This is a genomic window from Undibacterium paludis, assembly GCF_022568815.1.
GTDB lineage: Bacteria > Pseudomonadota > Gammaproteobacteria > Burkholderiales > Burkholderiaceae_D > Undibacterium.
The window spans coordinates 1,023,726-1,039,112 of sequence record NZ_JAKZHX010000001.1 but is presented as its reverse complement, the minus strand read 5'-3'; the positions used below and the strand labels follow the sequence as shown (position 1 = coordinate 1,039,112).

The window sequence follows — 15,387 nt, the reverse complement described above, 5'->3', positions numbered from 1 at the left end:
AACAATTCACAAACCAATCAAAGAAAACCGGAGAACAACATGGCAAAGATGACAGCTGCGCAGGCAGCCGCCTATGTATTGGAAAAAGAAGGTATCAGCCAGGCGTTTGGCGTACCTGGCGCCGCCATCAACCCGTTCTATGCGGCGTTGAAGAAGCAGGGCACGATCAGGCATATCCTGGCGCGCCATGTCGAAGGCGCTTCACACATGGCAGAAGGTTATACCCGCGCCAGGGCTGGCAATATCGGCGTCTGCATAGGTACGTCCGGCCCGGCGGGAACCGATATGATTACTGGTTTGTATTCTGCCCAGGCTGATTCCATACCCATACTTTGTATTACCGGCCAGGCGCCACGTGCGCGTCTGTACAAAGAAGACTTCCAGGCAGTCGATATTGAGTCGATTGCCAAACCGGTTACCAAATGGGCGGTCACCGTGCGCGAACCGGCGCTGGTGCCGCAGGTATTCCAGCAGGCCTTTCACCTGATGCGCTCTGGTCGTCCCGGCCCGGTCCTGATCGACCTGCCCTTTGATGTACAGATGGCAGAGATAGAATTTGATGCCGATACTTACCAGCCGCTGGAAGTCTACAAACCCAGGGCCAGCCGCGCCCAGATAGAAAAAGCCCTGGCCATGCTCAATGAGGCAGAACGCCCTTTGCTGACTGCCGGTGGCGGTGTCATCAATGCCGATGCTTCTGCCTTGCTGGTTGAATTTGCCGAGCTGACTGGTGTGCCTGTCATTCCCACGCTGATGGCCTGGGGTGCCATTGCCGATGACCATCCGCAAATGGCTGGCATGGTCGGTCTGCAAACCAGTCACCGTTATGGCAATGCGACCATGCTGGCATCTGATTTTGTACTTGGCATAGGTAACCGCTGGGCCAACCGTCATACCGGCTCTGTCGATGTATTTACCAAGGACAGAAAATTTGTTCACGTTGATATCGAACCGACCCAGATCGGTCGCGTCTTCGGCCCCGATTTTGGTATTGTCTCGGACGCAGGCGCGGCCCTGAAACTGTTCATCGATGTCGCCAGGGAATGGAAGAAAGCGGGCAGGCTCAAGGACCGTTCTGTCTGGCTGGCCGAGTGCCAGGAACGCAAGCGCACCATGCTGCGTCGTACGCATTTTGATAATGTGCCGGTCAAGCCGCAGCGTGTGTATGAAGAAATGAACAAGGCACTGGGGCGTGAAACCTGTTATGTCAGCACCATAGGTTTGTCGCAGATCGCGGCCGCGCAATTCCTGCATGTGTATTACCCGCGCCACTGGATCAACTGTGGCCAGGCGGGCCCGCTGGGCTGGACCATACCGGCTGCACTCGGTGTTTGCGCGGCCGACCCGCAACGCCAGGTCGTTGCCATCTCAGGCGATTATGATTTCCAGTTCATGATAGAAGAACTGGCCGTCGGTGCCCAGTTCAAGCTGCCTTACCTGCATGTGGTCGTCAATAACTCTTACCTGGGTCTGATACGCCAGGCGCAGCGCGGCTTTGACATGGATTACTGCGTGCAACTGGCCTTTGAAAACATCAATGCACCTGAACTCAATGGCTATGGTGTCGACCACATTGCCGTGGTCGAGGGCCTGGGTTGCAAGGCGATACGGGTGACTGAGCCCAGCGCCATTGCTGATGCCTTTGCCCAGGCCAAACGCTGGATGGGCGAATACCGCGTGCCTGTCGTCGTTGAAATCATTCTTGAGCGTGTCACCAATATCGCCATGGGTACCGAGATCAGCAATATCAATGAATTTGAAGAGCTGGCGACAGAAGCCGGGCATGCACCGACGGCGATTGCCCTGCTGGACTGAAGCATTTCCATTTTCCTGAGGCTGGCCTCCCCGCCAGTCTCTCCATAAGCTCCTGCGGCCAGCGAAGCAAATGCTGCGGGGCGCTTATGGTTCTAATCATTTCAAGGAGTCACCATGACAAAACTGGCCGCCAATCTGAGCATGCTGTTTACTGAACATGCTTTTCTTGAGCGCTTCAAGGCTGCAGCAGATGCAGGCTTTAAGGCTGTGGAATTTCTGTTCCCGTATGCCTTTGAAGTCAATCAGATCAAACAGCAATTGCAAGACAACAAGCTGCAACTGGTTTTGCATAACCTGCCCGCCGGTAACTGGGAAGCGGGCGAACGCGGCATCGCCTGCCTGCCAGAGCGTGTGGAAGAATTCCGCCAGGGCGTTGATCTGGCCATCGCCTATGCCAGGGCTCTGGATGTCAGGCAGGTCAATTGCCTGGTCGGCATACGTCCTGCTGATCTCAGCATCACTACAGCGCAGGCAACGCTGGTCAGCAACCTGCGTTATGCCGCTGACAAATTGCAGGCACAAGGTATAGCCCTGTTGATAGAACCCATCAATACCTTCGACATTCCTGGCTTCTTTCTATCTGGTATGCAACAGGCGCTGGAATTGATACAGGCGACAGGGTCGGACAATATCTTTGCGCAATATGACATCTATCACATGCAAAGAATGGAAGGTGAACTGATCAACACCATCAAGACCAATCTGGGCAAGATCAGGCATATACAATTGGCCGACAACCCTGGCCGTTTTGAACCAGGTACGGGTGAAATCAATTACCGCAACATTTTTGCAGCGCTGACCGACATGGGCTACCAGGGCTGGGTGGGCTGCGAATACAAACCACGTAGCGGCACTGCCGCGGGCCTGGGCTGGATCAAGTCGCATGGTCTTTAATTAATCAAGACCATTTACCACAGAGGTCTTAAGCAGACTACTAACATTATCAGGAACTATCATGGCTAAAATTGGATTTATAGGTTTGGGTATCATGGGCGCCCCTATGGCAGGGCATTTGCAGGCAGGTGGTCACAAGCTCTACCTGCACGACATCAAGAACCCGCCGTTTGAACTGATAGAACGCGGTGCAACGGTATGTACTTCCGGTGAAGAAGTCGCCAGACGTGCCGACATCATCATCATCATGGTGCCGGACACACCGCATGTGGAAGCGGCGCTGTTTGGCGAAAATGGTGTGGCAGGCGGTCTGGAAGCAGGCAAGATCGTGGTCGATATGAGCTCCATCTCGCCAATTGCCACCAAGGACTTCGCCAAAAAAATCAATGCATTGAAATGCGAATACCTGGATGCTCCGGTATCCGGTGGAGAGGTCGGCGCCAAAGCGGCCAGCCTGACCATCATGGTTGGTGGCTCGGAAGTCGCCTTTGACAAGGTCAAACCCCTGTTTGAACTGATGGGCAAGAACATTACCCTGGTGGGTGGCAATGGTGATGGTCAGACCACCAAGGTGGCCAACCAGATCATCGTTGCGCTGAACATCCAGGCTGTGGCCGAGGCCTTGCTGTTTGCCTCCAAGGCCGGTGCCGACCCGGCCAGGGTCCGCCAGGCGCTGATGGGCGGCTTTGCCGCATCCCGTATACTGGAAGTGCATGGTGAGCGCATGGTCAAACGCACGTTCAATCCCGGCTTCAGGATAGAGCTGCATCAAAAAGATTTGAATCTTGCCTTGCAAGGCGCAAAGGCTTTGGGTGTATCTTTGCCCAATACCGCAACGGCACAGGAATTGATGAATGCCTGCTCAGCCAACGGTATGCGCGGCCTTGATCACTCGGCCCTGTGCCGGGCGATAGAGATCATGTCGAATCACGAGATTGCCCAGGCTGGATAAGTTGTTAGCCTTCAAAAGTGGATGCACGAAAAAAATTCACCTGGAGGCAAGCTGTTTGCAGGCATACTTGATTTTGACTCCTTCCCCTTCAAGTGGAAGGAATACGCGATCAGTTTTTGTATAAGCATCACCCGTTTTAACGAAAGCCCCAAATGAGCACCCTAGCCCCACGCCAGTTCCTGCTTGATCTTTACAACAGCGCAGTCGCCGCCGTCAGTGCAGAGAAATGCCTGCCCGCTTTCCTGCCGGCACCTCCAGAAAAAGGCCGTACCCTGGTCATCGGCGCCGGTAAAGGTGCAGCTGCAATGGCCAAGGTGCTTGAAGATCACTGGCAGGGCGAACTTTCTGGCCTGGTGGTGACACGTTATGGTCATGGGGCAGACTGCCGCAAGATAGAAGTGGTGGAGGCGGCACACCCCGTGCCCGACGAAGCAGGTAAACAAGCCGCTGCACGCATACTAGACATGGTGCAAGGACTGAGCCAGGATGATCTGGTGCTGTGCCTGATTTCTGGTGGCGGCTCTGCCTTGCTGGCCCTGCCTGCCGAAGGCATCAGCCTGGAACAGAAACAGGCCATCAACAAGGCTTTGCTGAAAAGTGGCGCAGCAATTTCTGAAATGAATTGTGTGCGTAAGCACCTGTCTGCTATCAAGGGTGGTCGTCTTGCACTGGCCTGTGCACCGGCCCGTGTCGTGACCTTGCTGATATCCGATGTGCCCGGTGATGAACCCGGCATCATTGCCAGCGGCCCCACCTTGCCCGATGCAACAACTTGCGCAGAGGCCCTGGCGATCTTGCGCAAGTACGATATCACCATACCGGCAGAAATATTGCAGCACCTGGAAAGCGGCCAGGGGGAAACCCCTAAACCTGAGGACGCACGCTTCATTGGGCACACCCATCATGTGATCGCAACTGCGCAAGAAGCTTTGGAAGCCGCTGCCGCCACTGCGCGTGCTGCCGGTATCACGCCCTATATCCTGTCGGATGGCATAGAAGGGGAAGCACGCGATGTTGCCCTGGTCCATGCGGCACTGGCAAAGCAGGTGGCCAGACACGGCCAGCCGTTTCAAAAGCCCTGCGTGCTGATTTCTGGCGGTGAAACCACGGTGACTGTGCGCGGCAAGGGACGCGGTGGCCGCAATGCAGAATTTTTGCTGAGCCTGGCGGTGGCACTGGATGGTCACCCAGACATCCATGCCATCGCCTGTGATACCGACGGCATAGATGGTTCGGAAGACAATGCCGGTGCGTTGTATGCTCCGGATTCCATTGCGCGCGCAGCAGCAAGGCAATTGCGCGCACGCAGCCTGCTTGACAATAACGATGGCTATGGTTTCTTCAGTGCGCTGGATGACCTGGTTGTCAGCGGGCCGACGCGCACCAATGTCAATGACTTCAGGGCCATCCTGATCCTTTAAAAAATCTCCATACGACAGTAGTCCACTATCAGTGCATACAGCACAGGGCAGGCTGTCGCCCAAAATTATTGAAAGACTCTCATGCGTCGTAACCGCAAAGCAAAAATCCTGGCCACACTGGGGCCTGCCAGTAATGACAAAGCCAGCATACAGGCATTGTTTGAAGCTGGTGCTGATGTCTTCCGTTTCAATTTCAGTCATGGCTCGCATGCCGATCATCAACTGCGCTGCCATATCGTGCGCGAGATCGAGCGTGAGCTGGGACGGCCCATCGCTATCCTCGCAGACCTGCAGGGTCCCAAGCTGCGTGTCGGCCAGTTCAGCGATGGCAAGGTCACCCTGATTGCCGGGCAGGAATTTGTCCTCGATAACCGCGCAACGCCGGGAGATGCAAGGCGCGTGCATCTGCCGCACCCCGAGTTATTTGCCGTCATCACTGCCGGCCAGTCGCTATTGCTCGATGACGGCAAGCTGCGTCTGCAAGTGACAGACAGCGATGGCACCAGCATACGCACCCGCGTCATCAATGGCGGTGTGTTGTCTGACCGCAAGGGTGTCAATGTGCCCGATGCTGTTTTGCCGATACCGGCACTGACAGAAAAAGACAGACGTGACCTGGCATTTGCGCTTGACATGGGGGCAGACTGGATAGCCCTGTCCTTCGTGCAAAGACCTGAAGATGTGCTTGAAGCCAGGGCCCTGGTCGATGGCCGCGCCGGGGTACTGGCCAAGCTGGAAAAACCGGCGGCGCTCGACAGGCTGGAAGAAATCGTCAGCGTGTCAGACGCCATCATGGTGGCGCGTGGCGACCTCGGCGTAGAGTTGCCGCCGGAACGTGTACCTGGCGTACAAAAGCGCATACTGCGTGTTTGCCGCAGTCACGGCAAGCCCATCGTCATTGCCACGCAAATGCTGGAATCGATGATCACCGCACCGGTGCCGACACGGGCTGAAGCGTCTGATGTCGCCAGCGCGATTTACGACGGTGCTGATGCCGTCATGCTGTCGGCAGAGTCGGCCAGTGGTGCCTACCCGGTAGCGGCAGTGCAGATCATGGACCGCATCATCACCGAAGTTGAACGCGACCCGTTGTACAAAAACATGATCGCCGCCCAGCATGAGACGCCGCAGAACAATAAGGGTGATGCCATCTGTGCTGCCCTGCGCGAAGTCACGCAGATAGTCGGTGCAGTTACCACGGTGACTTACACCAGCTCCGGCCATACCAGCCTGCGCGCCGCCCGCGAAAGGCCGATGGCGCCGATACTGAGCATTACCCCCAGGCCGGCAACGGCACGTCGCCTGGCCCTGGTCTGGGGCGTGCATTCCACCTTCAGCGATGCCGTACCGAATGAAAATATGCTGGTCGCCACTGCCTGCAATACTGCCTGGCAGGAAGGCCTGGCGCAAGTCGGCGAACAGATAGCGATTACTGCCGGTGTCCCTTTTGGTCAGCCCGGTTCCACAAATCTGCTGCGGATAGCCGAAATCTGGCCACAGTCCTGACACAAACGGCGATCACTCCCAGATATTGACATCAGCGGCCTCGTGGAAATCGGGGCGCTGCGGGTTGACGACGCAAAACCGGTGTCCCGTCGGTGCTTCCATGACGATCCAGCGCTCCATGACTTTGACGACTTTTGCACCGAGTTTTTCCAGGCGTTGTACCTCTGCTTCCTTGTTATCGGTTTCTATATCGAGGTGGATGCGGCTGGGGTGCTCGACCTTCTGCAACAGCATTTTCGGACCGGTGGGTGTGGCGTCAAGAACGACGTATTTTTCATCGGCATCTCCGGCAGGGTAGCCCAGTGCTCCAGCCCAGAAATCGGCCCCCGGGGTAATATCATCCACCTGGCAATCAATTACAAAACATGCTAATCGGCTTTTATGCATCTTGATCTCCTGTGAGTTGTTGATTCTGTATGCCTGAGCAAGTTCAGGTATACAGACAGGATAGCAAAAAAGCAGCATATTGATTAAGCATGGTCCATGTACTTTCTGGTGCAGATAAAAAAAGGGCAGGCACCTTGCATGCCTGCCCCAACACTCGAATACTTTTTATAGGTGGCCTGCAGCTGTTTGCAAGCCTTCAGTCTGCTGCTATCAGTCGTAAGTCGCCGACACACTCACACCAGAGAAACTCTGTCTGGCATTGAGCATGATGTAGTACCAGCGATTGGCCGTTGGGTTGGCGATGGTGACACTTTCATCATTGCCGCTCTTCACCGATGCGTAGTCATAGATACCTGTGCTTGGGTATTTGTCCATGGATACATACAGGTCTACATCGCCAGTACCGCCGCTGGTGGTCAGCTTGAGGTTTTTCGCACCGGCTGGCACCATGATGTAGGTGTAGGCTTGTGTGCTGGAAGCAAAATTACGTTTCACACAGTTTTTACCGAGGTAACTACCGGCAGCACATTCAGGCAGGCTGTTATCAACTGGCAATGGTGGTTCACCAGCAGTCGTGGCGGCCGCTACCCAGGACGTAAACTCATTGTCATAACGTGTACCTATATTGTTCATATAGGTCTGGTAGCCGTCATAATCACCAACGCGGAACTTGGCGATGACCGCATCCACATCGCTACGATGTTTTTCCATCATGAAGCGGGTAGCCATATAGCCCCAGCTATACGCACGATTGACATAGTCAGCCATGGAATAGGTGTTGCCAAATATCTGGCTCAGCTTGTAGGTACCGGTTTTTGCTGCGTCTATGGCTTTCTGGTCATTGTTTTTCAATGACAGGTATTCAGCAATACCCTCTATCCACCAGACTGTGGGCTTGGCCGTGCCGGCGCTAAAGTCGCCCTTCATGTCGAACCGGCCATCAAGGTAATGGACAAATTCATGCTGCAGGTTCCAGACCTGGAAGGTAGGGCGCAGCCACGATGCTTCATGTGCGATGAAGCGGGCCTGGTTGGTGGTTGAACTTGGGTCACCTTCCAGATACATGCCGCCGTTATTGGTATCTATACCGTAGATCAGTGAGGCATATTTGCTGTAGTTGGTATAGTCATCAAACACCACCACTTCGAGTGAAGTGTTGTTGTCACCGGCGACAGGCTGGCGCTTGCTTTGCAGCATGGTGTGGAAGTAATTTTCTTCCGTTGCCAGCATCGCGCAAGAGTCCTGCATCTGTGCCGTTGTCATGTCCTGTGCACGGATCTTGATACTGGGGCTGCAGGTATAACTGTTTTTCAGCACGTTATTGGCCAGCGTGGTCTCAAAGTTGCAAGTGCCATATTCTGAGCAATTGGCGTTGTCATAGTATTTGACAGCGGATGCCGCATTGAGCCATAGCAGGCTGTCGCTGCCAGTCATGCTGGCATGGCTGAGCTGGTACTTGACCATGGGTTTGACTGCAGGCAGCAGGTTGGGATACTGCATGAAGCGGAAAGCCTCATTCTCGGTATCACCAAGCTGGTATTCCAGGCTGGTGCCCAGCAGGGCTGTGCGGTTGTTAACGATGAAGTTGTTCAGTGCCGTCGCATAGGAAATATCATTTCTCAATATGGGACCGGCATCCGCACGTGAATGGCCGTAGAACAGCACTGTCAGTGCCGATGTATAGCCGTCTGCTGCAGAGGAAGATTTCAGCGCGTCAGTCGCGTTGGGATTGGCTGCCGTATTGGTATAGCGGGTGATAATGTCTTTGACACTGGACAGGTAGTAAGCTTCATCATGCAGGTTGGTTACCAGTTTCAGTGTTTCTGAGGCAGTGCTTGGTCCCTGCGCATTTTGTTTGAACAACTGATTGCCATCCAGCAGTTGCTTGATAGGGCCGCGCATGGCCGTTATCAGGCTGGCTGCCGGTGCAGGCATAGTGCCGCCATCGGCCAGGTAATAACCGGCACGCAGGTAAATGATCAAATTCACCAGCGCCATATTGCTGGCGTTGTAGTTGGCAGCCTCTTGTGCAAAGCGGTTGACGACAGCGCTGAAATTAGCTGGTGAATAAATTTTTGCTGCGTCAGTGGCGTTCAGCGAGAACAGGCCATAGTGACATTCGTAGCTTGGCAGATTGACGATATAAGTCGCCAGTGCATCGCCGCTGTAACTGCCCAGTGTTGTCATATTGCTGCAATCAGCCGACGGTGGCGGCGCCATCATGGACTTTTGTGCCTTGTTGGCTATGCCCAGGTCCAGGCGCGGAGCATTGGTTGGCGGCAGGTTGAATTTCTTCTGCTCTGCTGATGGTGGCAGGCTCAGCCTTTGATGTGGCATGGGCGCCTGCTTGAGTCTGTTGCCGTGGTCTTCAGCATCCACGGCAAAGGCCAGGTTGGACAACAGCACGGCCAGCAAGCCGCCTGCGCTCACTACTTTTTTGGTTGGATATAACATGTAATACGTCTCCCTGATGGTTTTTAAGGCAAAACATCCCCCTTAGCTACTTTGGCAGGTGACTGACATGAGCAGTACCTGCAGCGGCATAGAGCCTGGCCGCGCTAAAGAAATTGTTTGCACTCCCTATATAGGCAAGAGTGGCGACATGGTTTACCATGCCGCCACTCTTGCGTTTCAGATGCTGCCAACCCAGAAATCTTGAGGATTTGGTGCATCTTATTTGCTGAATGCATAAGCACTCAACGGAAATATATTAGTAATATATTTTATAAATATCTATACCAAAAATAACAAAACCACAAAATTGGGTAATTAATAATTCTGACGAAATTTGCAGTTCTGTATTTTGAAGAATTAAATATAAAGTTCCGTTTAAATGTAATAAACCGTAACAGACAGAATTTTTGTTGGCTTCGATTAAAAATTCAGCAGGATAAGGAAATATCCATAATTGACAGAAATCACAGCAAAACTTAAGATCATAGCCATGATTTCTTTCTCCAATTACACTTTGCACGCTGTCCATCATCTGCCACATCTGCGGCTGGGAGAGCTATTGCCTGGGTGAATGAAGCCCGCCATCAGGAAAGCCCTCTCAGCCAGACTCAGAGGGCTTTTTCATTTGATGGAGTTTTTATGGAATTAAGAATAGAAGAACAAGCCAGGGGTGTACGCATCATCACTGGCGAAGAAACCAGGCAGCGCCGCCTGTTGTTGAATCAGCTTATCGCTATTGCCGAGGCAAATGGTTTTAATGAAATCATCCTGCCTTCGCTGGAGCCGGCCAGTGTCTATGTCAACAAGGCAGGGCCAGAGATACTGGGGCAAATGTATGTTTTCCCTGATAAAAAGGCCCGGCCCCTGTGCCTGCGCCCGGAAGGCACGGCCACCATACAATTGATCGCCGACAAACACTACAAACAAAGGAAGAATGTCAAACTCTGGTATTTCGAACGATGCTGGCGTTATGAAAAGCCACAAGAGGGGCGTTACAGGGAATTTTTCCAGTTCGGCCTGGAAGTCATCAATCCCGACAACCCTTCCTGTCGTGATGAATTACTCGCTCTGGCAGAGCAGATGGTTGCCCTGAAAACCAGTGCATTTGGAGTCGCCAGGTCCGTCAAGCGTGGCCTTGATTACTACACGGAAGACGGCTTTGAAATCGCTGTACCCGGTCTGGGTGCACAAAAACAGGTGGTCGGTGGCGGTAGCTACCGACAGGGCATGGGGTTTGCCATAGGCTTTGACCGTTTGATGCTGTGCAAATAGAGAAAGCCTGGGCAGCAAGGCATGCCCGGGCATCCATTCGTCGTTCCAAACAACCGTTAAACCTGCTCAATCCACTGTTAGTCTCAGGCAACTATGATCGGGCAGGCGGGCTTGCTATTGTGCAGACATGGGAGCACAAAACCGCTCCGCTAACATGGAAAGGGAGCAAAGAATGGATACCCAGCCAGAAAACAATGAGGCATCCGGTCAAACAGACCAGACCAATGGACAAACCAGTAAAACAACCAATAACGAGGGAGCAGATACCATGAAAACCATCAACAATAACCCAGTACTCGACTTTGCAAAAAACCTTGGCGAGACTCTGGTCTATCTCTGGCACACCAGCTTTGACTGGGTAGTCAGCGTGTCCTGGAAAAAATTCCTGCTGGTTTCTTTGCTGGGCCTGATCATCGGTGGCATCATTGAACTTTCCGGGTTGGCAAAATTTTTGGTATTCGGTGCACTGATCATCAAATTCTTTGGCGGGAAAGAGCATCAGCACGTCGTAGAAGTCACAGAAAACTGAAACCATTTTTTACTGCATAAGCTGGGAACATCATGCAACGCCGCGAAGATAATAATTTACTGAACCTGCTGTCCGACATTGCTGAAACAGTGCGGGTCGCCTGGTGGAAGTTTTTTGACTGGCTGGCCGTGGTGTCCTGGGGTTATCTGCTGATCGCATCACTGATCGCCATGATGATAGGCGGTGCCCTGGGGCTGGAAGGCTTTGTACCGGCCCTGGTGTTTTCTTCCATCCTGATCAAGATACTGGCAGGCGGCAAACGTCGCGCCGAGATTGCCGCCACTGCTGCCGCCACCCGTGCTGATGTCGAAGCCCTGGAGAGACGTCTGCTCGAAGCAGAAATGGCTGCCCTGCAGGCGCAGATAGAACCACACTTCCTGTTCAATACTCTGGCCCTGATAGGGCAATTGATAGAGACCAATCCGGCACAGGCCAGCATCGTACAGAATCACCTGATCAAATACCTGCGTTCTGCCCTGCCGCAGATACGCCAGCCAGGCGGCGGTAAGCTGGGCCAGCAAATGGACATGTCGCGGGCCTATCTCAACATCATGCAGGCGCGTATGGGGGACAGGCTCAGCTATGACATAGACTTGCCTTCAGCGCTGGAGCACGTATCTTTTCCATCAATGATGATACAGACCCTGGTCGAGAATTCCATCAAGCATGGTCTGGAACCCAAGACCACGGGTGGGCATATCCATATTGCCGCCCGTCAGGTTGGCAGCGATATACAGGTAGAAGTCAGCGATACCGGCGTCGGCTTCAACATGCATGCTGATGATGGCATAGGTCTTAGTAATATTCGTGAACGACTTAAAGTATTATATGGCGGCAAGGCGCAATTGATCATAGAAGCACCGCAAGACGGTGGTGCGACCTTGCGCATACAGATACCAGCAGATCATAACAATTGAAAACAGGGAAGAGACGTCGATGAAGGCTACAGCAATGGTAGTGGATGATGAAGCACCTTTACGCGAACAATTAAAATCACGCCTGAAGCAGGCCTGGCCAGAACTGGAAATCATCGCCGAAGCTGCCAATGGCATCGCCGCCATCGAAGAGGCTGAAAACCGCCAGCCCGACATCATCTTTCTCGACATACGCATGCCGGGCAAAAACGGCATAGAAGCTGCCAGCACGCTGGCAAAAAACGCCTTGCTGGTATTTGTCACAGCCTATGATGAATACGCGATACAGGCTTTCGAGCGTGGCGCCATGGATTACCTGCTCAAGCCCGTCGACCTCGAAAGACTGACAGCTACCTGCCAGCGCCTGCAACAAAGACTGAGCCTGCAACAGGCGGAAAAAAAGGCCAGCGCACCGCCACAAACCAGCCAGGCAAACCAGGTCGAACAATTGCTGACCCAGCTGATGCAACACCAGGGGCAGAACCGTGAATACCTGCGCTGGATACAGGCCAGCGTTGGCAGCAGCCTGCGCATGGTCAGTACCAAGGAAATCCTGTTTTTCCGTTCGGATGAAAAGTACACGCTGGTGCAGACTGAGCAGGCTGAATACCTGATACGCAAATCACTCAAGGAGCTCGAAGATGAACTCGACCCCAAAGAATTCTGGCGCATACACCGCTCTACCCTGGTGCGCGTATCCGCCATCGCCGAAGTCAGCCGCGATTTCCGTGGTCGCCAGCTGGTTGCACTGAAAGGCCATACCGAAAAACTCGAAGTCAGCCGTAACCATACACATCTGTTTCAGCAGATGTGAGCACGAACAGGTTGTATCCATTGCTGGTTCATATTCAGGATACAGCCTGTTTCTTTGCTTTGTTTATCCGCCGAGAAATTGCCCGTATGCGCTCCTCCGAGTCAAAAGCCATTTCTTTGAGGATTTCATCAGAAAGCACATCGTTTTCTTCCAGCATTTCCACCAGGTCCAGTCTGTGGATACTGCAATTCATGTGATGGTACAGCGCCTCCAGAGGAGCTTTGCAGTCAGGTCCGGGATTGGCACGGTAAATAGCGATGACGCCATAGGCCAGGTCATGCACATGATGGAAGTCATCTGAGCGCAAGATGAGTTCGGTCAGCATATCCGCATCGCCAGCCTGGTAATTGCTGATCAGCAGTTCCAGATACTCGCTGGGTGTTTTGACCGAGGAAAATTTCTTCAGGGCCAGCGCTCGGATATCGTCACCCTTGAAATAACCCAAAGCCTTGACGGCATTGGAGATAAGACGTGAGTCCCTGATCTTTCTTTTTCCGGCAAGTCTTAATATCGCTGAGTAATCAAAGGGGTATTTTGTCTGGCTGAAAAAGCGCAGGTACTTCGTTTGCCGGATGCTATCCTTTTCTTCAAGAAAACGATGTGCGACATGCGCAATATCTGCCTCGTTCATCAGTTCGACGCGGGAGCGCCAGAAATGACAGAAGCGAGTATCTTCACTGATGACATCTTCAATATCCTGAATGGAATATGGAGTTATTTTTGAGCGTCGATAGCGTTTCCGCTGCTCTTCCGCCAGTATCAGATCGAGGTAGTTATGTATGGCGATATTAGTGTTGCCTGCTTTCTTCAGTTCGCCATAGACATCGATGGCTGGGTGTGCTTTCTGAAAATCATCGACACGCCAGCGGTCTGCATAATCTGACCTGACATCCTCGGGTAGCTGACCGATTTTTTCGGCAATCCTGAGCAGGCCAGCGATACCTGTCATGCTCAATAATTCGTCTTTGCCGCATAACTCGTAGCCATCTGTGAAGGATTTGTCGAATCTTTCCAGCAAGGTGTCCTTGGCCGCCAGGATGCCATCGTGATAAAAACAAAGAGCAAGTTCACACAACTGGTCTGTGCCATAGTCATCAGGCTTTTTAAGTAAAAGTTTCTCCAGTATGGTTTTGATCAGCCAGTCTTTGTGCCGCGACTTTTTGATCAAGCGGTACAGATACGCTGCGCGGCTACCTTCACATTGCTTATCATAAGCTAGGTTTTTTAACGCAGCCGCGAGGATTTGTCTTGAAAAATCGGTTTGTGGATGTTCTCTCATCAGCAACATCGCTTTGCCTGTACCCAACGTCAGGCTATGAAAGAAATATTCTTGTAAGGATTTGTGTTGATCGGCGCTCAATGAAAGCTCTTTTTTCATGCAATAGGGAAATGTTTTTTAGCTTTTTCAGTAGTAAAGCTGCTTTGTACGGGATGAGTGCCAATACGTAATAAAGTTGGTAATTTGTAAAAAATTGAAATAATCTTGGCCTGACAATTTTGATTCCACGATACTTTCAGCCTGTCAAAAAAGTACAAGCTCAATTATTCACCCTATTGAGGGAACAAAATATGTCCTCGTTACCCCAGTACACCCATACACCGGCGGCTGACCAGTTTGCGGCGATTACACGTGCTTTCCCCAAGCGCCGTATGACTATCCTGGCTTCTGGCAAGCAAGGTGTACTGGTGGCTCTCGGGCTGGGCTTTGCCTGCCTGCTCATGCTGCTGGGTTTGCTGTATATGACAGTACCAGATCTGATCTACGATTATAAGGTATCAAAAGACCCGGTTCTTGACACACAGGCGGAAATCCATGGTTCCTGCAAGACGCGCAAAGTGATTTTTGTCGATTGTGACGTCAAGATCAAGTACCTGCCCACGCCGCAGGAGACTGTCGCGAAAGAGATCAAGCACAGTTTCTGGTTCGTCAGTTTTGAACCATCATTGTCCACTGATGCGATCAGGTCAAGAACAGACCCGGGCATGATCACGACCACGATTGCAGTTGAACATATGACCAACCGCTTTTTCATGATACTGTCATTCGCCGTCCTCTTTGGCGGCCTGTTCGTCGGCTCACTGTTCTCTGCCAGGCAGACTTATGCTTTCAACCGCATCGCGAAAGAAAAGCCTGAATTGCAGCCTGTGCTGGCCAAGGTCACGCATATACAGAATGAACGTGTCGTACGGTTTGAAACCACGATAGACGGCGTCACCAAAAAACGCAGTCATATCATGCGCAAAAAGGAAGGCCCGCTGTTTTTGCCAAACCGCGCAGACATGGTGCTCGCTGTTGCAGTCAAGGGTAGCAAGCATGTGATACTGATGAATGAAGACCTGACTTCGCTGGATTTCACCGAACAGGAAAAGACTGCGCTCAGGAATGCAATGACTGTCTGATGCCTGTTGGTTTCTGGCAGATCAAGAAG

Annotated in this window: 15 protein-coding genes; 11 read left to right on the top strand and 4 right to left on the bottom strand. The window is 52.6% G+C overall.

From position 1 onward, the window contains the following. Window positions 1-39: 39 nt before the first annotated feature. The 5 genes from gcl (at window position 40) to pyk (ending at window position 6,588) form a co-directional block, all read left to right on the top strand. Window positions 40-1,815: a glyoxylate carboligase gene (gcl, locus tag LZ463_RS04545; protein WP_241454302.1), complete on the top strand. Its 1,776-nt coding sequence runs from the start codon at window positions 40-42 to the stop codon at window positions 1,813-1,815. Window positions 1,816-1,929: 114 nt separating this feature from the next. Next, the gene (gene hyi / locus LZ463_RS04540) at window positions 1,930-2,709 is read left to right on the top strand and encodes a hydroxypyruvate isomerase (RefSeq protein ID WP_241454253.1); all 780 of its coding nucleotides are present in this window, start codon (window positions 1,930-1,932) and stop codon (window positions 2,707-2,709) included. A gap of 61 nt (window positions 2,710-2,770) precedes the next feature. Continuing rightward, entirely contained in the window at window positions 2,771-3,661 is an 891-nt protein-coding gene (glxR, locus tag LZ463_RS04535; protein ID WP_241454252.1) for a 2-hydroxy-3-oxopropionate reductase, read from the top strand. 152 nt (window positions 3,662-3,813) lie between these two features. Next, window positions 3,814-5,082 carry a glycerate kinase type-2 family protein gene (locus LZ463_RS04530; protein WP_241454250.1) on the top strand — a complete coding sequence of 423 codons (1,269 nt, stop codon included), beginning with the start codon at window positions 3,814-3,816 and terminating at the stop codon, window positions 5,080-5,082. Between the two features lie 81 nt (window positions 5,083-5,163). Next, entirely contained in the window at window positions 5,164-6,588 is a 1,425-nt protein-coding gene (gene pyk / locus LZ463_RS04525) for a pyruvate kinase (RefSeq protein WP_241454248.1), read from the top strand. A gap of 12 nt (window positions 6,589-6,600) precedes the next feature. On the opposite strand, the gene LZ463_RS04520 is transcribed toward pyk, so the two are convergent. Together LZ463_RS04520 and LZ463_RS04515 are read right to left on the bottom strand one after the other, a co-directional pair. After that, complete coding sequence (locus LZ463_RS04520) at window positions 6,601-6,975, bottom strand: VOC family protein (protein ID WP_277623926.1); 375 nt, start codon at window positions 6,973-6,975, stop codon at window positions 6,601-6,603. 210 nt (window positions 6,976-7,185) lie between these two features. After that, window positions 7,186-9,429, bottom strand: coding sequence for a M9 family metallopeptidase (locus LZ463_RS04515; protein ID WP_241454245.1), 2,244 nt, complete (start codon window positions 9,427-9,429; stop codon window positions 7,186-7,188). A 67-nt stretch (window positions 9,430-9,496) separates the two neighbouring features. Between LZ463_RS04515 and LZ463_RS04510 the strand changes: the two genes are divergently transcribed. Beyond that, window positions 9,497-9,634: a hypothetical protein gene (locus LZ463_RS04510; protein ID WP_241454244.1), complete on the top strand. Its 138-nt coding sequence runs from the start codon at window positions 9,497-9,499 to the stop codon at window positions 9,632-9,634. Between the two features lie 51 nt (window positions 9,635-9,685). On the opposite strand, the gene LZ463_RS04505 is transcribed toward LZ463_RS04510, so the two are convergent. Beyond that, window positions 9,686-9,961, bottom strand: a complete 276-nt coding sequence (locus LZ463_RS04505; RefSeq protein ID WP_241454242.1) for a hypothetical protein — start codon at window positions 9,959-9,961, stop codon at window positions 9,686-9,688. Window positions 9,962-10,068: 107 nt separating this feature from the next. Here LZ463_RS04505 and LZ463_RS04500 point away from each other — a divergent pair, with 107 nt between their 5' ends. From LZ463_RS04500 to LZ463_RS04485, 4 genes are all read left to right on the top strand, one after another. Then, a complete protein-coding gene (locus tag LZ463_RS04500; protein WP_241454240.1) occupies window positions 10,069-10,701 on the top strand; it encodes an ATP phosphoribosyltransferase regulatory subunit in 633 nt (210 codons plus the stop codon). Between the two features lie 127 nt (window positions 10,702-10,828). Further along, window positions 10,829-11,230 carry a hypothetical protein gene (locus LZ463_RS04495; protein WP_241454238.1) on the top strand — a complete coding sequence of 134 codons (402 nt, stop codon included), beginning with the start codon at window positions 10,829-10,831 and terminating at the stop codon, window positions 11,228-11,230. A 32-nt stretch (window positions 11,231-11,262) separates the two neighbouring features. Then, window positions 11,263-12,147: a sensor histidine kinase gene (locus LZ463_RS04490; protein ID WP_241454236.1), complete on the top strand. Its 885-nt coding sequence runs from the start codon at window positions 11,263-11,265 to the stop codon at window positions 12,145-12,147. A gap of 19 nt (window positions 12,148-12,166) precedes the next feature. Beyond that, window positions 12,167-12,958, top strand: a complete 792-nt coding sequence (locus LZ463_RS04485; RefSeq protein ID WP_241454235.1) for a LytR/AlgR family response regulator transcription factor — start codon at window positions 12,167-12,169, stop codon at window positions 12,956-12,958. Between the two features lie 34 nt (window positions 12,959-12,992). On the opposite strand, the gene LZ463_RS04480 is transcribed toward LZ463_RS04485, so the two are convergent. Then, window positions 12,993-14,318 carry a hypothetical protein gene (locus LZ463_RS04480; protein ID WP_241454232.1) on the bottom strand — a complete coding sequence of 442 codons (1,326 nt, stop codon included), beginning with the start codon at window positions 14,316-14,318 and terminating at the stop codon, window positions 12,993-12,995. A gap of 209 nt (window positions 14,319-14,527) precedes the next feature. On the opposite strand from LZ463_RS04480, the gene LZ463_RS04475 reads away from it, so the two are divergent. Continuing rightward, entirely contained in the window at window positions 14,528-15,358 is an 831-nt protein-coding gene (locus LZ463_RS04475; RefSeq protein ID WP_241454230.1) for a hypothetical protein, read from the top strand. Window positions 15,359-15,387: the final 29 nt, after the last annotated feature.